A 20602-nucleotide genomic window follows, 5' to 3' on the forward strand; every position below is an offset into this window, starting at 1 on the left:
GCCCCCACGATTGTTCAATGCGGCTTGCCGACTGACCTGCGGAATTGAGTGACAACCCATGCCAAAACGTACAGACATTAAAAGCATCCTGATTCTCGGCGCTGGCCCGATCGTGATCGGCCAGGCCTGCGAATTCGACTACTCCGGCGCCCAGGCGTGCAAAGCCCTGCGCGAGGAAGGTTTCCGCGTCATCCTGGTGAACTCCAACCCGGCCACCATCATGACCGACCCGGCCATGGCCGACGCCACCTACATCGAGCCGATCAAGTGGCAATCGGTGGCCAAGATCATCGAGAAAGAGCGTCCTGACGCGCTGCTGCCGACCATGGGTGGCCAGACTGCCCTGAACTGCGCCCTGGACCTGGAGCGCGAAGGCGTCCTGGAAAAGTTCGGCGTGGAAATGATCGGTGCCAACGCCGACACCATCGACAAGGCCGAAGACCGTTCGCGCTTTGACAAGGCGATGAAGGACATTGGTCTGGAGTGCCCGCGCTCCGGTATCGCCCACAGCATGGAAGAAGCCAACGCCGTCCTCGAGCGCCTGGGCTTCCCGTGCATCATCCGTCCGTCCTTCACCATGGGCGGCACCGGTGGCGGTATCGCCTACAACCGTGAAGAATTCGAAGAAATCTGCGCCCGTGGTCTGGACCTGTCGCCGACCAAGGAACTGCTGATCGACGAATCGCTGATCGGTTGGAAAGAGTACGAGATGGAAGTGGTCCGCGACAAAAAGGACAACTGCATCATCGTCTGCTCGATTGAAAACTTCGACCCGATGGGCGTGCACACCGGCGACTCGATCACTGTCGCTCCTGCGCAGACCCTGACCGACAAGGAATACCAGATCATGCGCAACGCCTCCCTGGCGGTGCTGCGTGAAATCGGTGTCGAGACCGGCGGTTCCAACGTGCAGTTCGGTATCTGCCCGAACACCGGCCGCATGGTCGTGATCGAAATGAACCCGCGGGTTTCCCGTTCCTCGGCCCTGGCGTCGAAGGCTACCGGCTTCCCGATCGCCAAGATCGCCGCCAAGCTGGCTGTCGGCTACACCCTGGACGAGCTGCAGAACGACATCACCGGCGGTCGCACCCCGGCGTCCTTCGAGCCGTCGATCGACTACGTCGTCACCAAGCTGCCACGCTTCGCCTTCGAGAAATTCCCGAAAGCCGACGCCCGCCTGACCACCCAGATGAAATCCGTGGGTGAAGTCATGGCCATCGGCCGGACCTTCCAGGAGTCGCTGCAGAAAGCCCTGCGCGGCCTGGAAGTCGGTGTTTGCGGCCTGGACCCGAAAGTCGACCTGGCCAGCCCTGACGCTGCCAGCATCCTCAAGCGCGAGCTGACCGTACCGGGCGCCGAGCGCATCTGGTACGTGGCCGACGCCATGCGCTCGGGCATGACCTGCGACGAAATCTTCGCCCTGACCGGTATCGACCACTGGTTCCTGGTGCAGATGGAAGACCTGATCAAGGAAGAAGAGAAGGTCAAGACCCTGGCCCTGTCCGCCATCGACAAGGGCATGATGCTGCGTCTGAAGCGCAAGGGCTTCTCCGACCAGCGTCTGGCCAAGCTGCTGGGCATCACCGACAAGAACCTGCGTCGTCACCGCCACAAGCTGGAAGTGTTCCCGGTCTACAAGCGCGTCGACACCTGCGCCGCCGAGTTCGCCACCGACACCGCCTACCTGTACTCCACCTACGAGGAAGAGTGCGAGGCCAACCCGTCGACCCGCGACAAGATCATGATCCTGGGTGGCGGTCCTAACCGTATCGGCCAGGGCATCGAGTTCGACTATTGCTGCGTACATGCGGCACTGGCCCTGCGTGAAGACGGTTACGAGACCATCATGGTCAACTGCAACCCGGAAACCGTCTCCACCGACTACGATACCTCCGACCGCCTGTACTTCGAGCCGCTGACCCTGGAAGACGTGCTGGAAGTGGTACGCGTCGAGAAGCCGAAGGGCGTGATCGTCCACTACGGTGGCCAGACCCCGCTGAAGCTGGCTCGTGCCCTGGAAGAAGCCGGCGTACCGATCATCGGTACCAGCCCTGACGCCATCGACCGCGCCGAAGACCGCGAGCGCTTCCAGCAGATGGTCCAGCGCCTGAACCTGCTGCAGCCGCCAAACGCTACCGTGCGCAGCGAAGACGAAGCCATCCGCGCCGCCGGCAGCATCGGCTACCCGCTGGTGGTTCGCCCGTCCTACGTACTGGGCGGCCGCGCCATGGAGATCGTCTACGAGCTGGACGAGCTCAAGCGCTACCTGCGTGAAGCGGTACAAGTGTCCAACGACAGCCCGGTACTGCTCGACCACTTCCTCAACTGCGCCATCGAGATGGACGTGGATGCGGTCTGCGATGGCACCGACGTGGTGATCGGCGCGATCATGCAGCACATCGAACAGGCCGGTGTTCACTCCGGTGACTCGGCGTGCTCGCTGCCACCGTACTCGCTGCCGGCCCACGTGCAGGACGAAGTCCGCGACCAGGTCAAGAAAATGGCCCTGGAGCTGGGCGTTGTCGGCCTGATGAACGTGCAGCTGGCCCTGCAGGGCGACAAGATCTACGTGATCGAAGTCAACCCGCGCGCCTCGCGTACCGTACCGTTCGTCTCCAAGTGCATCGGCACCTCCCTGGCGATGATCGCGGCCCGTGTCATGGCCGGCAAGACCTTGAAAGAGCTGGGCTTCACCAAGGAAATCATCCCGAACTTCTACAGCGTCAAGGAAGCCGTCTTCCCGTTCGCCAAGTTCCCGGGTGTTGACCCGATCCTCGGCCCTGAGATGAAATCCACCGGTGAAGTCATGGGCGTGGGCGACAGCTTCGGTGAAGCCTTCGCCAAGGCCCAGATGGGTGCCAGCGAAGTGCTGCCGACCGGCGGTACTGCGTTCATCAGCGTGCGTGACGACGACAAGCCACAAGTGGCTGGCGTTGCTCGCGACCTGATCGCCCTGGGCTTCGAAGTGGTCGCCACCGTCGGTACCGCCAAGGTCATCGAAGCGGCTGGCCTGAAAGTGCGTCGCGTGAACAAGGTGACCGAAGGTCGTCCGCACGTGGTCGACATGATCAAGAACGACGAAGTGTCGCTGATCATCAACACCACCGAAGGTCGTCAGTCGATCGCTGACTCCTACTCGATTCGTCGCAATGCGTTGCAGCACAAGATCTACTGCACCACCACCATTGCGGCCGGTGAAGCCATCTGTGAAGCGCTGAAATTCGGCCCTGAAAAGACCGTTCGTCGCTTGCAGGATCTGCATGCAGGACTCAAAGCATGAGCATTACCAAGTACCCGATGACCGTCCAGGGCGCTCGCGCCCTGGAGGAAGAGCACCTTTTCCTGAGCAAGACCGAGCGTCCGCGCCTGAGCCAGGCGATCGGTGAAGCCCGCGAGCTGGGCGATCTCAAGGAAAACGCCGAATACCATGCCGCCCGCGAGGAGCAGGGCATGGTCGAGGCGCGTATCCGCGATATCGAAGGCCGTCTGCAGAACTCGGTCGTGATCGACGTGACCACCATTGCCCACACCGGCAAGGTCATCTTCGGTACCACCGTGGACCTGGAGAACACCGAGACCGGCGATCAGGTGACTTACCAGATCGTTGGCGAGGACGAGGCTGACATCAAGAAGGGCAAGCTCTCGGCCAGTGCGCCGATTGCCCGTGCCATCATCGGCAAGGAAGAAGGTGACACCGTCGTCGTCAAGACGCCAAGTGGCACCGTCGAGTACGAGATTGTCGAAGTCAAGCACATCTGACCGGCGCCTGCGGGCGCCAACCCTCGAAGGGATCCTCTGGCAGCTGGCCCAGGTCTTCTGGGTCGGCGGCCTGTGGGTGTTTCACGTGGGGTTGGTGCCGGCGCTCAAGGTCAGTGGCCTGGCGCCGCTGCTGGTGCAGGACGTTGCCGTGCAGATCGACCGCTGGTTGATCGGCGTGGCGGCAGTCGGCCTGCTGACCCAGCTGGCGGTCCTGGCAAGGTTGCAGGGGACGGCGGCCTGGTGGCGGAGCTTCAGCGGCCAGATGCTGCTGGTGGGTTTCACCGCCTGCGTCGGCTACTACACCCTGCGCTACGGCATTTCCGTGGGAGAGCGTTGGCAGATGTTCTGCTTCGTGATCCTGGGGATCAGCGGTATCGTACTGGCAGCCCAGCCAGTCCCGACCAGGGCGCGCGAGCCGCGCCGCTGACCGGAGTCACCGTTACTTGTAGCGGTGGATGTTGGACAGTTGCTTGTTCGGCTGCGGGTTCTTGCGGTACAGCAGCACCATCTTGCCGATGATCTGCACCTGCTCGGCCCGGCCGACCTTGGCCAATTCGTCCATGACTGCGCGACGATCGTCGCGATCTTCGAGTTTGACCTGCACCTTGATCAGTTCATGATCAACCAGTGCGCGCTCGAGCTCCGCGAGCACGCCTTCGGTCAGGCCGTTGCCTGCCACCATCAGGACCGGCTTCAGGTCGTGACCAATGGATTTGAATTGTTTCTTCTGCTCGTTATTGAGCGGCATAATCTGACCCTTTCGTCTGGATTCTGTAAAAATGGCGGCCATTTTACCCGAGGGCCCGTGGATCCGCCCAACAAATCACGACCCTTATCATCGAGGCACCCCATGGCACGCTCCAAGACAAGCAAAAAGTGGCTGGAAAGACATGTCAGCGATCCCTATGTGAAGCAGGCACAGAAGGACGGTTACCGCTCGCGTGCGAGCTACAAGCTTCTGGAAGTCCAGGAAAAATACAAGCTGATCCGCCCTGGCATGAGCGTCGTCGACCTCGGCGCGGCCCCGGGTGGCTGGTCGCAGGTGACCAGTCGTCTGATCGGCGGTCAGGGCCGCCTGATCGCCTCGGACATCCTGGAAATGGACAGCATTCCCGACGTTACCTTCATCCAGGGTGACTTTACCCAGGACGCAGTGCTGGCGCAGATCCTCGAGGCGGTAGGTAATTCGCACGTAGACCTTGTGATTTCCGACATGGCCCCCAATATGAGTGGAACGCCTGCCGTGGATATCCCCAAAGCCATGTTCCTGTGCGAACTGGCGCTCGATCTGGCCACCCGGGTACTCAAGCCGGGCGGTGATTTCCTGATCAAGATCTTCCAGGGCGAAGGGTTTGATGTTTATCTGAAGGACGCTCGTCAGAAATTCGACAAGGTCCAGATGTTCAAACCTGACTCTTCACGGGACAGTTCCCGCGAACAGTACTTGCTGGCGAGGGGTTATCGCGGCGAGTGAGGCGTCAGGCCGGCGGCTTCCAGGGTGTCCGATAGTTTTTTCCAATCGGCAATCCTGCCTGACCTGGATGAACATCGTGTAGTCTAGGTTTCACAAAGGGTTACAGACGGCGCCTGCAGATGTGTAGGTTATGTAGTAAGTTAAGCCGGTGAATATCATGCGAGGCACGGCTGCGCCGTCAGCCGGCTTCAGAGGGTAGTTAATTGAACGACATGGCAAAGAACTTGATCCTGTGGTTGATCATCGCGGCTGTCCTGGTGACAGTGATGAACAACTTCTCCAGCCCGAATGAGCCGCAGACCCTCAACTATTCCGACTTCATTCAGCAGGTCAAGGATGGCAAGGTCGAGCGCGTAGCGGTCGACGGCTATGTCATCACCGGCAAGCGCACCGATGGCGACAGCTTCAAGACCATCCGTCCGGCCATCCAGGACAACGGGCTGATCGGCGACCTGGTCGACAACCACGTCGTGGTCGAAGGCAAGCAGCCTGAGCAGCAGTCGATCTGGACCCAGTTGCTGGTTGCCAGCTTCCCGATCCTGGTCATCATCGCCGTGTTCATGTTCTTCATGCGCCAGATGCAAGGTGGTGCCGGTGGCAAGGGCGGGCCGATGAGCTTCGGCAAGAGCAAGGCGCGCCTGCTGTCCGAAGACCAGGTCAAGACCACCCTGGCCGACGTCGCAGGTTGCGACGAAGCCAAGGAAGAAGTGGGCGAGCTGGTCGAGTTCCTGCGCGATCCGGGCAAGTTCCAGCGCCTGGGCGGCCGTATTCCACGTGGCGTGCTGATGGTCGGCCCGCCCGGTACCGGTAAGACCCTGCTGGCCAAGGCCATTGCCGGCGAAGCCAAGGTGCCGTTCTTCACCATCTCCGGTTCCGACTTCGTCGAAATGTTCGTCGGCGTCGGTGCCAGCCGTGTTCGCGACATGTTCGAACAGGCCAAGAAACACGCACCCTGCATCATCTTCATCGACGAGATCGATGCCGTCGGTCGCCATCGTGGTGCCGGCATGGGCGGCGGTCACGACGAGCGCGAGCAGACCCTCAACCAGTTGCTGGTGGAGATGGACGGCTTTGAAATGAACGATGGCATCATCGTCATCGCCGCGACCAACCGTCCGGACGTGCTCGACCCGGCGCTGCTGCGTCCCGGTCGTTTCGACCGCCAGGTGGTAGTTGGCCTGCCGGATATCCGTGGTCGTGAGCAGATCCTCAAGGTGCACATGCGCAAGGTGCCGATCGGCGAGAACGTCAACCCGGCGGTCATTGCCCGTGGTACCCCGGGCTTCTCCGGTGCGGACCTCGCCAACCTGGTCAACGAGGCTTCGCTGTTCGCGGCCCGTGGTGGCAAGCGTACGGTCGAGATGAAGGAATTCGAACTGGCCAAAGACAAGATCATGATGGGCGCCGAGCGCAAGACCATGGTCATGTCCGAGAAAGAGAAGCAGAACACCGCCTATCACGAAGCGGGTCATGCCATCGTCGGTCGTGTCGTGCCTGAGCACGATCCGGTCTACAAGGTATCGATCATTCCCCGTGGTCGTGCCCTGGGTGTCACCATGTTCCTGCCTGAAGAAGATCGTTACAGCCTGTCCAAGCGCGCGCTGATCAGCCAGATCTGCTCGCTGTACGGCGGCCGTATCGCCGAGGAAATGACCCTGGGCTTCGATGGCGTGACCACCGGTGCCTCCAACGACATCATGCGCGCCAGCCAGATTGCCCGGAACATGGTCACCAAGTGGGGCCTGTCGGAAAAACTCGGTCCTTTGATGTACGCCGAGGAAGAGGGCGAAGTGTTCCTGGGTCGCAGTGCCGGCAGTCAGCACGCCAGTGTCTCCGGCGAAACGGCCAAGCTGATCGACTCCGAGGTGCGCAGCATCATCGACCAGTGCTACGCCACTGCCAAGCAGATCCTTACCGATAACCGCGACAAACTCGACGCCATGGCCGATGCGCTGATGAAGTACGAGACCATCGATGCCGAGCAGATCGACGACATCATGGCCGGTCGCACTCCACGCGAGCCGCGTGACTGGGAAGGTGGATCGGGCAGCACCACTGCGCAGCAGGGTGATCGTCCGGAATCGCCGATCGGCGGCCCGGCGGCGCAAATCTAAGGGCTTCTATGACCTCACAGCAGTACCCGACCCGGTTGCCTTGCGGCAACCGGGTTCTTGATTTGTCCCGTACCCATGTCATGGGTATTCTCAATATCACCCCCGATTCCTTCTCCGATGGCGGTCGCTTCAATCAGCGTGATGCTGCACTGCGCCACGCCGAGGCGATGGTCGCGGCCGGCGCTACCCTGATCGATATCGGTGGCGAGTCCACTCGACCTGGCGCCAGGGCGGTCTCCGCGCTCGAGGAGCTCGAGCGGGTCGCGCCCATGGTCGAAGCGATCAATCGGGAACTGGATGTCGTCATTTCGGTCGATACCTCGACACCGGCGGTTATTCGCGAGTCGGCCAGGCTTGGCGCCGGGCTGATCAATGATGTCCGCTCGCTCAGTCGTGATGGCGCCCTGGATGCTGCGGCGGCGACCGGTTTGCCGGTGTGCCTGATGCACATGCGCGGTGAGCCGGGCAACATGCAGGACGACCCGCATTACGACAATGTCACCCTTGAGGTGGCGAGCTATCTTGAACAACGGATGGCGGCGTGTGCGGCGGTGGGTATCGACGCCGAACGGATCATCCTCGATCCGGGCTTCGGCTTTGCCAAGAACCTGGCGCACAACCTCAGCCTGTTCAAGCACATGGAGGACCTCTATCGCCTGGGGCGTCCATTGCTGGTAGGGGTGTCGCGCAAGAGCATGGTCGGGCAGACCCTGGACCGCCCGGTCGACCAACGTCTTTATGGCAGCCTGGCACTGGCTGCCCTGGCGATGAGCAAGGGCGCGAGCATATTGCGCGTTCATGACGTCGCCGAAACCGCCGATGTAGTGCGGATGATTGCTGCGGTTCAAGCCGCCGAATAATAAGTGATGGAGCCCCTATGAGCAGAAAATACTTTGGTACCGACGGTATCCGCGGCCGCGTTGGCGTATACCCCATCACCCCCGACTTCATGCTCAAGCTCGGCTGGGCAGCGGGCATGGCCTTCCGCAAGATGGGCGCCTGCCGGGTGCTGGTAGGCAAGGACACCCGCATTTCCGGGTACATGTTCGAATCGGCCCTGGAGGCCGGCCTGTCCGCCGCAGGTGCCGACGTGATGCTGCTGGGGCCGATGCCGACGCCGGCCATCGCCTACCTGACCCGCACCTTCCATGCCGAAGCGGGCATCGTCATCAGTGCCTCGCACAACCCTCACGACGACAACGGCATCAAGTTCTTCTCCGGCCAGGGCACCAAGCTGCCTGACGAGGTGGAGCTGATGATCGAGGAGCTGCTCGATCAGCCCATGACCGTGGTCGAGTCGAGCAAGCTGGGCAAGGTCTCGCGCATCAACGATGCGGCCGGTCGCTACATCGAGTTCTGCAAGAGCAGCGTGCCGACCAGTACCGATTTTGCCGGCCTCAAGCTGGTGATCGATTGCGCCCACGGTGCGACCTACAAGGTGGCGCCAAGCGTGTTCCGCGAGCTGGGCGCCGAGGTTACGGTGCTGTCGGCTCAGCCGGATGGCCTGAACATCAATGAAAACTGCGGTTCGACCCATATCGAATCGCTGCAGGCTGCGGTGCTGGTCGGTCATGCCGACCTCGGCATTGCCTTCGACGGCGACGGCGACCGCGTACTGATGGTCGATCACACCGGCGCCATCGTCGACGGTGACGAGTTGCTGTACATCATCGCCCGTGACCTGAAGGACCGGAACAAGCTGCAAGGCGGCGTAGTCGGCACCCTGATGAGCAACCTGGGTCTGGAACTGGCCCTGAAGGACCTCGATATTCCGTTCGTGCGGGCCAAGGTCGGTGACCGCTACGTGATGGCCGAGCTGCTGGAGCGCGACTGGGTGATCGGTGGCGAGAACTCCGGGCACGTCGTGTGCTGCAACCACACCACCACGGGCGATGCGATCATCGCCGCGCTGCAGGTGCTGATGGCCCTCAAGCGTCGTGGCGAAACCCTGGCCCAGGCCCGCCAGACCCTGCGCAAGTGCCCACAGGTGCTGATCAATGTGCGCTTCGGTGCCAGCAAGGTCGATCCGCTGGAACATCCGGCCGTCAAGGAAGCCAGTGCCCGGGTCACCGAGGAAATGGCCGGTCGCGGTCGCGTGTTGCTGCGCAAGTCCGGAACAGAGCCTCTGGTGCGTGTCATGGTCGAAGGCGATGACGAAAACCAGGTGCGTGCGCATGCCGAAGCGCTGGCCAAACTGGTAAGTGAAGTTTGCGTTTGAAATATGCTTGCCAGCAGTGATCGGGTTGGGTAACATCTGCGCCCACTTTGACCGACGAGGTACAGCATGCGTCGCCCTATGGTAGCTGGTAACTGGAAGATGCACGGTACCCGCGCCAGCGTCGCTGAGCTGATCAAGGACTTGAGCAATCAAGCCTTGCCGAGCGGTGTTGAGGTCGCGGTGTTTCCACCCTCGCTGTACATCAATCAGGTGATTGATGGGGTGCAAGGGAAGTCGATCGCTGTTGGCGCTCAGAATTCTGCGGTACAGCCTGAGCAAGGCGCACTGACCGGTGAGATTGCACCGAGTCAGCTGGCTGAGGCAGGTTGCGAGCTGGTACTGATTGGGCACTCGGAGCGCCGCCAGATCATTGGCGAGAACGACGAAGTCCTCAATCGCAAGTTCGCTGCGGCACAGGCTTGCGGTTTGAAGCCGGTACTCTGCGTAGGGGAAACCCTCGAGGAGCGCGAAGCGGGTAAAACGCTTGAGATTGTCGGGCGTCAGCTGGGCAGCATCATCGAAGCATTCGGTGTGCAAGCCTTCGCCAAAGCGGTGATTGCCTATGAGCCTGTCTGGGCCATCGGTACAGGTCTGACGGCCACGCCACAGCAAGCGCAGGATGTGCATGCAGCCATCCGCGCACAGCTGGCGGCAGAGGATGCTGAAGTTGCAGAAAATGTGCAGCTTCTATACGGCGGCAGCGTGAAGGCGGCCAATGCGGCTGAACTGTTCGGCATGCCGGATATCGATGGAGGCCTGATTGGTGGGGCTTCCTTGAACGCAGACGAATTCGGTGCAATTTGTCGCGCCGCAGGAAACTGAAAAATGCTGGAAACAGTGATTGTTGTGTTTCATCTGTTGGGCGCACTGGGTTTGGTAGTGCTGGTGTTGCTGCAACAGGGTAAAGGTGCGGAAGCGGGTGCATCTTTCGGCGCAGGTGCTTCAAATACTGTGTTCGGAAGCCAAGGTTCTGCTACCTTTCTGAGTAAGTTTACTGCTATACTAGCTGCCTCTTTCTTCTTAACTGCTCTTGGGTTAGGATACTTTGCTAAGGAGAAAGCTCACGAGCTGACTCAAGTAGGGTTGCCAGATCCAGCAGTACTGGAAGTGAAGCAGCAAAAACCGGCAACAGATGATGTACCGGTGCTCCAGGAGCAGAAGAGCGAAGCCACTAAGACTGGCGATGTTCCTCCCGCTCAAGAGCAGAAGTAACGGGTTTCAAAGTAGTATTGCCGAGGTGGTGGAATTGGTAGACACGCAACCTTGAGGTGGTTGTGCCCATAGGGTGTAGGGGTTCGAGTCCCCTTCTCGGTACCAATTGAAACAAGACAGCCCGCTACAGCGGGCTTTCTTGTAGGTGGAGGTTAGATTGACCCCTCTTGGGGTTCGGTCGTATACTTTCGCCCCAGCTTTGTCGCGGGGTGGAGCAGTCTGGTAGCTCGTCGGGCTCATAACCCGAAGGTCGTTGGTTCAAATCCAGCCCCCGCAACCAGTTTCAGCGGAGCCCCTTTTGCAGGGGCTTTTTCTTGGCTGAACAGTCATAGCGTCGGTATTCAACGACGTATCAGGGATGGGCGCTTTGCCCATTTTTTATTTGCACAGCATGCACGAGGGGGTTCAGGTGTCGAGCAAGCTAGAACAGTTGCAGGCCTTGTTGGCCCCGGTGGTCGAGGCTCTTGGCTATCAATGCTGGGGGATCGAATTCATCTCTCAGGGCAAGCATTCGGTACTGCGAATCTACATCGATAAAGAAGATGGCATCCTGGTTGATGACTGCGCAATCGTCAGTCACCAGGCCAGTGCGGTCCTCGATGTCGAAGATCCGATCAGTTCCGAGTACACCCTTGAAGTGTCCTCTCCTGGCATGGATCGCCCACTGTTCACTTTGGAACAGTTTGCTTCGCATGCCGGCGAACAAGTGAAGATCAAGCTGCGTACGCCCTTTGAAGGTCGTCGTAACTTTCAAGGCCTTCTCCGCGGTGTGGAGGAGCAGGACGTGATTGTCCAGGTCGACAACCACGAGTTCCTGTTGCCGATCGATTCGATCGACAAGGCCAACATTATTCCCAGTTTTGACTGAGACGTGCCGGGTCCGGCGGACCGCGCGGATCCAATGGCTTGCGAAAGGCGAGGCGTACGATGAGCAAAGAAGTACTGCTGGTTGTTGAATCGGTATCCAACGAAAAGGGTGTACCGGCCGGCGTGATTTTTGAAGCGCTGGAAGTGGCACTGGCCACTGCAACCAAAAAACGTTTTGACGACGAAGTCGACCTGCGTGTGGAAATCAACCGCCACACCGGTAGCTACGAAACCTTCCGTCGCTGGACGGTCGTCGACGAAGCGGATCTGGACGATCCGGCAATCGAAACCTGGCTGGCCAAGATCCAGGACACCCATCCTGATGCCAAGGTCGGCGACGTCATCGAAGAGAAGATCGAATCGATCGAGTTCGGCCGCATCGCCGCGCAGACCGCCAAGCAGGTCATCGTCCAGAAGGTCCGTGAAGCCGAGCGCGCCCAAGTGGTGGACGCCTATCGCGAGCGTCTGGGCGAGATCATCTCCGGTACCGTCAAGAAGGTCACCCGTGACAACGTCATCGTCGACCTGGGCAACAACGCCGAAGCGCTGCTGGCCCGCGAAGACATCATCTCCCGCGAGACTTTCCGCGTCGGTGTGCGCCTGCGTGCCCTGCTCAAGGAAATCCGTACCGAGAACCGTGGCCCGCAGCTGATCCTGTCGCGTACCGCACCACAGATGCTGATCGAACTGTTCCGTATCGAAGTGCCGGAAATCGCCGAGGGCCTGATCGAAGTGATGGCCGCGTCCCGTGATCCGGGTTCGCGCGCCAAAATCGCCGTACGTTCCAAGGACAAGCGCATCGATCCACAAGGCGCCTGCATCGGCATGCGCGGTTCGCGTGTCCAGGCCGTATCGGGTGAACTGGGTGGCGAGCGTGTGGATATCGTCCTGTGGGACGACAACCCGGCGCAGTTCGTCATCAACGCCATGTCGCCGGCTGAAGTCGCGGCGATCATCGTTGATGAAGACGCCCATGCCATGGATATCGCCGTCGGCGCCGACAACCTGGCCCAGGCGATCGGCCGTGGCGGCCAGAACGTGCGCCTGGCCAGCCAGTTGACCGGCTGGACCCTGAACGTGATGACCGAATCGGACATCCAGGCCAAGCAGCAAGCTGAAACCGGTGACATCCTGCGCAACTTCATCGACGAGCTGGAAGTCGACGAAGAGCTGGCTCAGGTGCTGGTCGATGAAGGCTTCACCAGCCTGGAAGAGATTGCCTACGTACCGCTGGAAGAGATGCTCAACATCGACGGCTTTGACGAAGACATCGTCAACGAGCTTCGTGCTCGTGCCAAGGATCGCCTGTTGACCAAAGCCATCGCTACTGAGGAAAAGCTGGCAGACGCCCATCCGGCCGAAGACCTGCTCTCGCTCGAGGGTATGGACAAGGATCTGGCGATGGAACTGGCGGTGCGCGGCGTAGTTACCCGCGAAGACCTGGCCGAGCAGTCGATTGACGACCTGCTCGACATCGACGGCATCGACGAAGAGCGTGCCGGCAAGTTGATCATGGCCGCCCGAGCCCACTGGTTCGAGTAATTAGGCGCGGCCTGAGGAGAGAAGTGCATGACGCAAGTCACGGTGAAAGAATTGGCCCAAGAGGTCGCTGCACCGGTAGAGCGCCTGCTGCAGCAGATGCGTGAGGCAGGTCTGCCGCACACCGACGCCGGTCAGGTAGTGACCGACAATGAGAAGCAGGCGTTGCTGGCTCATTTGAAGAGCAGCCACAAGGCTAAGGTGGAAGAACCGCGCAAGATTACCTTGCAGCGCAAGACCACCAGCACCCTGCGTGTCGCCGGCAGCAAGAGCATCAGCGTAGAAGTACGCAAGAAGAAAGTATTCGTTCAGCGCAGCCCGGAAGAAATCCAGGCCGAGCAGAAGCGCGAGCTGGAAGAGCGCCGTGCAGCGGAAAACGCTGTGCGTGAAAAGGCCGAGGCCGAAGCACGTCAGCGTGCCGAGGAAGAAGCCCGTCGCCAGCCAGCCGCTGCACCTGCAGCCGCTGCCGCACCTGCGCCTGCCGCTCCGGCAGCGCCTGCGCCTGCGCCAGTGATCGAGGTGGCCGACGCCGCCCCGGCACCGGTTGCCGAGCGCAAGAAGGACGACGTGCGTCGCAACGACAAGGCGCGTGACGAAGAGCGTCGTGGCGGCGAGCGCCGCAACGAAGCGCCGCGCGTGTCGGTCAAGGTCAAGGAAAAGGAAAAGGCGCCGACCCCGCGTGCCGCTCCACGTACCACCGACGAGGAAAGCGATGGCTTCCGTCGTGGCGGTCGTGGCAAGGGCAAGCCGAAGAAGCGCAACGTCCATGGTTTCCAGAACCCGACCGGTCCGGTTATCCGCGACGTGCAGATCGGCGAGACCATCACCGTTTCCGACCTGGCCAACCAGATGTCGGTCAAGGCGGCTGAAGTCGTCAAGTTCATGTTCAAGCTGGGCACTCCGGTGACCATCAACCAGGTGCTCGACCAGGAGACCGCTCAGCTGGTCGCCGAAGAGCTGGGCCACAAGGTCACCCTGATCAGCGACACCGCCCTGGAAGACTCCCTGGCCGAATCGCTGAAGTTTGAAGGCGAGACCGAGACCCGTGCGCCGGTCGTGACCGTAATGGGCCACGTTGACCACGGTAAGACCTCGCTGCTCGACTACATCCGTCGTGCCAAGGTTGCCGCTGGCGAAGCCGGTGGTATTACCCAGCACATCGGTGCCTACCACGTGGAAACCGACCGCGGCATGGTCACCTTCCTCGACACCCCTGGCCACGCCGCGTTTACCGCCATGCGTGCCCGTGGTGCCAAGGCCACCGACATCGTGATCCTGGTGGTCGCGGCGGACGACGGCGTGATGCCACAAACCCGTGAAGCGGTCCAGCATGCCAAGGCTGCCGGCGTTCCACTGGTTGTCGCGGTGAACAAGATCGACAAGCCAGGCGCTGATATCGATCGCATCCGTAACGAGCTGTCCGTCGAAGGCGTCACTTCCGAGGACTGGGGTGGAGACACGCCATTCGTCAAGGTATCGGCGAAGATGGGTACCGGCGTCGACGAACTGCTCGAAGCGGTTCTGCTGCAGGCCGAGATCCTCGAGCTCAAGGCCACTCCATCGGCCCCAGGCCGTGGCGTAGTGGTCGAGTCGCGTCTGGACAAGGGCCGTGGCCCGGTAGCCACCGTGCTGGTCCAGGACGGTACCCTGCGTCAGGGCGACATGGTCCTGTGCGGTTCGAACTACGGCCGTGTACGTGCCATGCTCGACGAAAACGGCAAGCCTGTTAAGGAAGCCGGTCCGTCGATCCCGGTCGAGATCCTCGGCCTGGACGGCACCCCCGACGCCGGTGACGAGCTGTCGGTAGTGGCTGACGAGAAGAAAGCCCGTGAAGTTGCGCTGTTCCGCCAAGGCAAGTTCCGTGAAGTCAAACTGGCTCGTGCACATGCCGGCAAGCTCGAGAACATCTTCGAGAGCATGGGCCAGGAAGAGAAGAAGACCCTCAACATCGTCCTCAAGACCGATGTGCGTGGTTCCCTCGAGGCCTTGCAGGGCTCCCTGGGCAGCCTGGGCAACGACGAAGTACAGGTTCGCGTGATCGGTGGCGGCGTCGGTGGTATCACCGAGAGCGACGCCAACCTGGCGCTGGCCTCCAATGCAGTACTGTTCGGCTTCAACGTGCGTGCCGATGCCGGCGCGCGCAAGATCGTCGAGCAGGAAGGTCTGGATATGCGTTACTACAACGTGATCTACGACATCATTGAAGACGTCAAGAAAGCCCTGACCGGCATGCTCGGCAGCGATGTTCGCGAGAACATCCTGGGCGTCGCCGAAGTGCGTGATGTGTTCCGTTCGCCGAAGTTCGGTGCTATCGCCGGCTGTATGGTCATCGAGGGTACCGTGTACCGCAACCGTCCGATCCGCGTACTGCGCGAGGACGTGGTGATCTTCGAAGGCGAGCTGGAATCGCTGCGCCGCTTCAAGGACGATGCCTCCGAAGTGCGTAACGGCATGGAGTGCGGTATCGGCGTGAAGAGCTACAACGACGTCAAGGTCGGCGACAAGATCGAAGTCTTCGAGAAAGTCCAAGTGGCTCGTACGCTCTAAGCATCGAGCATGGGAGGCGCGAAACGCCCGCCGCAAGGCGGTCGCCAGCGACCCTGAACGCAACGCCCGGTCAGGCTCAAGCCTGGTCGGGCGTTTGCCGCTTTAGTTACAGGTAGCAAAAATGGCAAAAGAATATAGCCGTACCCAACGCATTGGCGATCAGATGCAGCGCGAGCTGGCCCAGCTGATCCGTCGCGAAGTCAAGGACCCACGCGTGGGCCTTGTGACCATCACTGCCGTTGACGTCAGCCGCGATGTCGGCCACGCCAAGGTCTACATCACCGTGATGGGCCAGGACAGCAGCGAAGACATCAAGCAGAGCCTGAAAGTGCTCAACAGCGCCGCAGGCTTCCTGCGCATGCAGCTGGGCAAGGAAATGAAACTGCGCAGCGTGCCGCAACTGCATTTCCACTACGACGAGAGCGTCACCCGTGGTGCTCACCTGTCGGCCCTGATCGAGCGCGCCGTGGCCGAAGACAGCCAGCACCAGCCGGCCGATACCCCGGACACCAAGGAGTAAGCGGTGGCCCAGGTCAAACGTATCCGTCGCAACGTCAGCGGCATCATCCTGCTCGACAAGCCGCTGGGGTTCACCTCCAACGCGGCCCTGCAGAAGGTCCGCTGGCTGCTCAACGCCGAGAAGGCCGGGCACACCGGCAGCCTCGACCCACTGGCCAGCGGCGTACTGCCACTGTGCTTCGGCGAGGCCACCAAGTTCTCCCAGTACCTGCTCGATTCCGACAAGGGCTACGAGACCGTCATGCAACTGGGGCAGACCACCACCACCGGCGACGCCGAAGGTGAAGTGCTGAAGTCTCGCGAAGTGACCGTTGGTCGCGCCGAAATTGAAGCGGTCCTGCCACAATTTCGTGGTGAAATCAGTCAGATACCACCGATGTACTCGGCCCTCAAGCGCGATGGCCAGCCGTTGTACAAGCTGGCACGTGCAGGGGAAGTAGTGGAGCGCGAGGCGCGTTCTGTTACTATTAACCGCTTGGAGTTGCTCGAGTGCGAAGGCACCCGGGTCCGCCTGTCGGTCGGTTGCAGCAAAGGCACCTACATCCGCACCCTGGTCGAGGATATCGGCGAGCTGCTGGGCTGTGGTGCATATGTCGCCGAACTGCGCCGGACCCACGCCGGTCCCTTCGAGCTGGCCCAGACCGTGACCCTCGAGGAACTCGAGCAGGTCCACGCCGAGGGTGGCAACGAAGCGGTCGATCGCTTCCTGATGCCGTCCGACAGCGGTCTGCAGGACTGGCCTCTGCTGCAGTTCTCCGAGCACAGCGCTTTCTACTGGCTGCACGGCCAGCCGGTAAGGGCCCCCGACGCGCCGAAGTTCGGCATGGTGCGGGTACAGGATCACAACGGTCGCTTCATCGGTATCGGTGAAGTGAGCGAAGACGGGCGCATTGCGCCGCGTCGACTGATTCGGTCGGAATGATCGAAACCTTCGGTGTCAGGCCCAGGCCTGGCACTGGCGGCAAAGAGGATGGCTGTTAGTAGGCACGGTCAGCCCTCACTTTATGAATACAGGGATCTGTCCCTGGCCTATTGGAAACCGTTTGTTCGGTTTCCCTTGATTTGGAGAAGCCAGATGGCACTCAGCGTTGAAGAAAAAGCAAAGATCGTTGGCGAATTCCAGCAAGCTGCTGGTGACACCGGTAGCCCGGAAGTGCAAGTTGCACTGCTGACCGCCAACATCAACAAACTGCAAGGCCACTTCAAGGCCAACGGTAAAGACCACCACTCCCGTCGTGGCCTGATCCGTATGGTAAACCAGCGTCGTAAGCTGCTGGACTACCTGAAAGGCAAAGACACCACTCGTTACAGCGCCCTGATCGGTCGTCTGGGTCTGCGTCGCTAATAGCGTCCTGGCCAGTGGTGTGCACGGCGTGTTGCATTCTTCGCTTTCGATGCCTGGCGTCGGAAGCGATGAACACGCCGCGCGTATCTATGAGGTTGGCTGTCTGTCTCGCCTGAGCGGTTTACCGCAAGGGCAGGGCAGGCTCCCAACCTCTAGTTTTATCTGGACGGTCAATGGGGCCGATTCCCCGTTCTGCCCAAGAATTCGCAAGAACCAGTTCCCCCAGAGCCACTGAAAAAAGGTAGGAAACCGTGAACCCGGTAATCAAGAAGTTCCAGTTCGGTCAATCGACCGTTACCCTCGAGACGGGCCGTATTGCCCGCCAAGCGTCCGGCGCCGTGCTGGTCACCGTCGACAACGATGTCACCGTACTGGTGACCGTGGTCGGTGCCAAGCAGGCTGATCCAGGCAAAGGCTTCTTCCCCCTGTCCGTTCACTATCAGGAAAAGACCTACGCCGCCGGCAAGATCCCTGGTGGTTTCTTCAAGCGTGAAGGCCGTCCTTCCGAGAAAGAAACCCTGACCTCGCGCCTGATCGACCGCCCGATCCGTCCGCTGTTCCCTGAAGGCTTCATGAACGAAGTGCAGGTTGTCTGCACCGTCGTTTCCACCAGCAAGAAGACCGATCCGGACATCGCTGCGATGATCGGTACCTCGGCTGCCCTGGCCATCTCCGGCATTCCGTTCGAAGGCCCGATCGGCGCCGCCCGTGTTGCTTTCCACGAAAGCACCGGCTACCTGCTGAACCCGACCTACGAGCAACTGGCTGCCTCGAGCCTGGACATGGTCGTTGCCGGTACCTCCGACGCCGTTCTGATGGTTGAATCGGAAGCCAAAGAGCTGACCGAAGACCAGATGCTGGGCGCTGTCCTGTTCGCCCACGACGAATTCCAGGCGGTTATTCAGGCGGTCAAAGAGCTGGCTGCCGAAGCTGGCAAGCCAACCTGGGACTGGAAACCAGCCGCTGCCAACACCGCACTGTTCGACGCCATCCGCGCCGAGTTCGGCGAAGCCGTTTCCCAGGGCTACACCATCACCGTCAAGGCCGACCGCTATGCGCGCCTGGGTGAGCTGCGTGACCAGGCCGTCGCCAAGTTCTCCGGCGAAGAAGGCCAGCCATCGGCTGGCGAAGTCAAAGACATCTTCGGCGAAATCGAATACCGCACCGTTCGCGAAAACATCGTCAACGGCAAGCCACGTATCGACGGTCGCGACACCAAGACCGTACGTCCGCTGAACATCGAAGTCGGCGTGCTGCCCAAGACCCACGGTTCGGCGCTGTTCACCCGTGGCGAAACCCAGGCCCTGGTCGTTGCGACCCTGGGTACTGCCCGTGACGCCCAGCTGCTCGACACCCTCGAAGGCGAGAAGAAAGACCCCTTCATGCTGCACTACAACTTCCCGCCGTTCTCGGTGGGCGAGTGTGGTCGCATGGGCGGTGCTGGCCGTCGCGAAATCGGTCACGGTCGTCTGGCCCGTCGCTCGGTCCAGGCCATGCTGCCAGCCGCTGACGTGTTCCCGTACACCATCCGCGTGGTATCGGAAATCACCGAGTCCAACGGCTCCAGCTCCATGGCTTCGGTCTGCGGTGCTTCCCTGGCCCTGATGGACGCCGGTGTACCGATGAAGGCGCCGGTTGCCGGTATTGCCATGGGTCTGGTCAAAGAAGGCGAGAAGTTCGCCATCCTGACCGACATCCTCGGTGACGAAGACCACCTGGGCGACATGGACTTCAAGGTTGCCGGTACCGCCAAAGGCGTTACCGCGCTGCAGATGGACATCAAGATCAACGGCATCACCGAAGAGATCATGGAAATCGCCCTGGGCCAGGCCCTGGAAGCGCGCCTGAACATCCTCGGTCAGATGAACCAGATCATCGGTCAGTCCCGTAGCGAGCTGTCGGAAAACGCTCCGACCATGATCGCCATGAAGATCGACACCGACAAGATCCGTGACGTCATCGGTAAAGGCGGCGCGACCATTCGTGCCATCTGCGAAGAGACCAAGGCTTCGATCGATATCGAAGACGACGGCTCGATCAAGATCTTCGGTGAGACCAAAGACGCCGCTGAAGCTGCTCGCCAGCGCGTCCTGAGCATCACTGCAGAAGCCGAGATCGGCAAGATCTACGTCGGCAAGGTCGAGCGCATCGTTGACTTCGGTGCCTTCGTCAACATCCTGCCGGGCAAGGACGGTCTGGTGCACATCTCCATGCTGAGCGATGCTCGCGTCGAGAAAGTCACCGACATCCTCAAGGAAGGTCAGGAAGTCGAAGTACTGGTACTGGACGTGGACAACCGCGGCCGTATCAAGCTGTCGATCAAGGACGTGGCTGCCGCCAAGGCATCCGGCGTTTAAGCGCGACGCGTTGAAAAAGGACCCTTCGGGGTCCTTTTTTTATGCCTGCGCAAAAGGCCCTGGGGACTTGCAACTTGCATGCAGAATTTTGCCCGGGCATTGCAAAATGCATGACCCAGGATTTTAGGTTTCAACTTAACTTATTGATTTGTAAGAGGTTTATGGTAGGAGTGAAGCTGGCACAGGCCCTGCTACAGTTTCTATACCCCTGCTGCCAGGACTGAAGGCGCAGACTTTTCGAAAAACAGGAGTGTCTCGTATGAAGAAGTTCGCTATTGCTGCCGCAACTGCCACCGCCTTGAGCCTGACCCTGGCCCACGCGGCATTCGCCCAACAGCCTGTCCAGGCCCCACTGACCCTCGCGGCCGGTGAAATGACCGAGGCAAAAGAAGCGACCTCCGATACCTGGATCACTACCAAGGTCAAGGCAGACCTGATGACCGAGAAAGGTATTCCGGGCACTGACATCGAGGTTGAGACCAACAAAGGCGTGGTTTCCCTGTCGTCCACCAGGGCGGTGACCGAGTCGCAGAAAGAGATGGCGGTGGCGATCACCAAGAAGATCAAAGGTGTTAAGGCTGTGTCGGCTGATGGCCTGAAAGCCGAATAAGCACAAACCCTGAAGCCCCGGCACTAGTGCCGGGGTTTTGC

18 protein-coding genes and 2 tRNA genes are annotated in these 20602 nt (G+C 60.6%); 19 read left to right on the top strand and 1 reads right to left on the bottom strand.

Annotation, left to right across the window (positions count from 1 at the left end; all coding sequences use genetic code 11):
• Positions 1-58: 58 nt before the first annotated feature.
• From carB to M2D63_RS06300, 3 genes are read left to right on the top strand one after another with little or no spacing between them, the layout of a single operon-like run.
• Positions 59-3280, top strand: a complete 3222-nt coding sequence (gene carB / locus M2D63_RS06290) for a carbamoyl-phosphate synthase large subunit (RefSeq protein ID WP_285861964.1) — start codon at positions 59-61, stop codon at positions 3278-3280.
• Complete coding sequence (gene greA / locus M2D63_RS06295; protein ID WP_081255197.1) at positions 3277-3759, top strand: transcription elongation factor GreA; 483 nt, start codon at positions 3277-3279, stop codon at positions 3757-3759. The genes carB and greA overlap by 4 nt, the downstream gene beginning before the upstream one ends.
• Positions 3737-4186, top strand: a complete 450-nt coding sequence (locus M2D63_RS06300) for an MFS transporter (RefSeq protein ID WP_285861965.1) — start codon at positions 3737-3739, stop codon at positions 4184-4186. Before greA ends, M2D63_RS06300 begins: the two co-directional genes overlap by 23 nt.
• Positions 4187-4198: 12 nt before the next feature.
• Here the strand turns inward: M2D63_RS06300 and yhbY are convergent, their stop codons facing one another.
• Complete coding sequence (gene yhbY, locus M2D63_RS06305; protein WP_285861966.1) at positions 4199-4507, bottom strand: ribosome assembly RNA-binding protein YhbY; 309 nt, start codon at positions 4505-4507, stop codon at positions 4199-4201.
• 102 nt (positions 4508-4609) lie between these two features.
• Between yhbY and rlmE the strand changes: the two genes are divergently transcribed.
• From rlmE to M2D63_RS06385, 16 genes are all read left to right on the top strand, one after another.
• On the top strand, positions 4610-5233 hold the full coding sequence (gene rlmE / locus M2D63_RS06310; RefSeq protein WP_285861967.1) for a 23S rRNA (uridine(2552)-2'-O)-methyltransferase RlmE: 624 nt from the start codon (positions 4610-4612) through the stop codon (positions 5231-5233).
• Between the two features lie 212 nt (positions 5234-5445).
• Positions 5446-7347 (top strand): ATP-dependent zinc metalloprotease FtsH, encoded by a 1902-nt coding sequence (gene ftsH / locus M2D63_RS06315; protein WP_285861969.1) that lies wholly within the window; start codon positions 5446-5448, stop codon positions 7345-7347.
• Positions 7348-7355: 8 nt separating this feature from the next.
• On the top strand, positions 7356-8207 hold the full coding sequence (gene folP, locus M2D63_RS06320; RefSeq protein WP_285861970.1) for a dihydropteroate synthase: 852 nt from the start codon (positions 7356-7358) through the stop codon (positions 8205-8207).
• Between the two features lie 17 nt (positions 8208-8224).
• A complete protein-coding gene (gene glmM, locus M2D63_RS06325) occupies positions 8225-9565 on the top strand; it encodes a phosphoglucosamine mutase (RefSeq protein WP_285861971.1) in 1341 nt (446 codons plus the stop codon).
• 66 nt (positions 9566-9631) lie between these two features.
• The gene (tpiA, locus tag M2D63_RS06330; protein ID WP_285861972.1) at positions 9632-10387 is read left to right on the top strand and encodes a triose-phosphate isomerase; all 756 of its coding nucleotides are present in this window, start codon (positions 9632-9634) and stop codon (positions 10385-10387) included.
• Positions 10388-10390: 3 nt separating this feature from the next.
• Positions 10391-10777, top strand: a complete 387-nt coding sequence (secG, locus tag M2D63_RS06335) for a preprotein translocase subunit SecG (RefSeq protein WP_285861973.1) — start codon at positions 10391-10393, stop codon at positions 10775-10777.
• Positions 10778-10796: 19 nt separating this feature from the next.
• A tRNA-Leu gene (locus tag M2D63_RS06340) sits at positions 10797-10882 on the top strand.
• Between the two features lie 98 nt (positions 10883-10980).
• Positions 10981-11057 (top strand) — tRNA-Met (locus M2D63_RS06345).
• Positions 11058-11186: 129 nt separating this feature from the next.
• Entirely contained in the window at positions 11187-11645 is a 459-nt protein-coding gene (gene rimP / locus M2D63_RS06350) for a ribosome maturation factor RimP (protein WP_285861996.1), read from the top strand.
• A gap of 59 nt (positions 11646-11704) precedes the next feature.
• The gene (nusA, locus tag M2D63_RS06355) at positions 11705-13186 is read left to right on the top strand and encodes a transcription termination factor NusA (RefSeq protein WP_285861974.1); all 1482 of its coding nucleotides are present in this window, start codon (positions 11705-11707) and stop codon (positions 13184-13186) included.
• A gap of 27 nt (positions 13187-13213) precedes the next feature.
• Positions 13214-15730, top strand: a complete 2517-nt coding sequence (gene infB, locus M2D63_RS06360) for a translation initiation factor IF-2 (RefSeq protein ID WP_285861975.1) — start codon at positions 13214-13216, stop codon at positions 15728-15730.
• Positions 15731-15851: 121 nt separating this feature from the next.
• Complete coding sequence (gene rbfA / locus M2D63_RS06365; RefSeq protein ID WP_285861976.1) at positions 15852-16250, top strand: 30S ribosome-binding factor RbfA; 399 nt, start codon at positions 15852-15854, stop codon at positions 16248-16250.
• Between the two features lie 3 nt (positions 16251-16253).
• Positions 16254-17171, top strand: a complete 918-nt coding sequence (gene truB, locus M2D63_RS06370; RefSeq protein ID WP_285861977.1) for a tRNA pseudouridine(55) synthase TruB — start codon at positions 16254-16256, stop codon at positions 17169-17171.
• Between the two features lie 153 nt (positions 17172-17324).
• Positions 17325-17594 (top strand): 30S ribosomal protein S15, encoded by a 270-nt coding sequence (gene rpsO, locus M2D63_RS06375; RefSeq protein ID WP_028944521.1) that lies wholly within the window; start codon positions 17325-17327, stop codon positions 17592-17594.
• A 251-nt stretch (positions 17595-17845) separates the two neighbouring features.
• Positions 17846-19951 carry a polyribonucleotide nucleotidyltransferase gene (pnp, locus tag M2D63_RS06380; protein ID WP_285861978.1) on the top strand — a complete coding sequence of 702 codons (2106 nt, stop codon included), beginning with the start codon at positions 17846-17848 and terminating at the stop codon, positions 19949-19951.
• Positions 19952-20210: 259 nt separating this feature from the next.
• Entirely contained in the window at positions 20211-20561 is a 351-nt protein-coding gene (locus M2D63_RS06385) for a BON domain-containing protein (RefSeq protein ID WP_285861979.1), read from the top strand.
• The last annotated feature ends 41 nt before the right edge of the window (positions 20562-20602 follow it).

Origin of the sequence: Pseudomonas sp. BJa5 (assembly GCF_030272875.2) — a bacterium.
Classification (GTDB): domain Bacteria; phylum Pseudomonadota; class Gammaproteobacteria; order Pseudomonadales; family Pseudomonadaceae; genus Aquipseudomonas.

Bases quoted from the DNA above. Each gene is read 5' to 3' on its own strand.
- rlmE (WP_285861967.1), top strand. From the start codon at position 4,610: ATGGCACGCTCCAAGACAAGCAAAAAGTGGCTGGAAAGACATGTCAGC.
- secG (WP_285861973.1), top strand. From the start codon at position 10,391: ATGCTGGAAACAGTGATTGTTGTGTTTCATCTGTTGGGCGCACTGGGT.
- tpiA (WP_285861972.1), top strand. From the start codon at position 9,632: ATGCGTCGCCCTATGGTAGCTGGTAACTGGAAGATGCACGGTACCCGC.
- greA (WP_081255197.1), top strand. From the start codon at position 3,277: ATGAGCATTACCAAGTACCCGATGACCGTCCAGGGCGCTCGCGCCCTG.
- ftsH (WP_285861969.1), top strand. From the start codon at position 5,446: ATGGCAAAGAACTTGATCCTGTGGTTGATCATCGCGGCTGTCCTGGTG.
- rpsO (WP_028944521.1), top strand. From the start codon at position 17,325: ATGGCACTCAGCGTTGAAGAAAAAGCAAAGATCGTTGGCGAATTCCAG.
- M2D63_RS06385 (WP_285861979.1), top strand. From the start codon at position 20,211: ATGAAGAAGTTCGCTATTGCTGCCGCAACTGCCACCGCCTTGAGCCTG.
- infB (WP_285861975.1), top strand. From the start codon at position 13,214: ATGACGCAAGTCACGGTGAAAGAATTGGCCCAAGAGGTCGCTGCACCG.
- folP (WP_285861970.1), top strand. From the start codon at position 7,356: ATGACCTCACAGCAGTACCCGACCCGGTTGCCTTGCGGCAACCGGGTT.
- rbfA (WP_285861976.1), top strand. From the start codon at position 15,852: ATGGCAAAAGAATATAGCCGTACCCAACGCATTGGCGATCAGATGCAG.
- carB (WP_285861964.1), top strand. From the start codon at position 59: ATGCCAAAACGTACAGACATTAAAAGCATCCTGATTCTCGGCGCTGGC.
- glmM (WP_285861971.1), top strand. From the start codon at position 8,225: ATGAGCAGAAAATACTTTGGTACCGACGGTATCCGCGGCCGCGTTGGC.
- yhbY (WP_285861966.1), bottom strand. From the start codon at position 4,507: ATGCCGCTCAATAACGAGCAGAAGAAACAATTCAAATCCATTGGTCAC.
- nusA (WP_285861974.1), top strand. From the start codon at position 11,705: ATGAGCAAAGAAGTACTGCTGGTTGTTGAATCGGTATCCAACGAAAAG.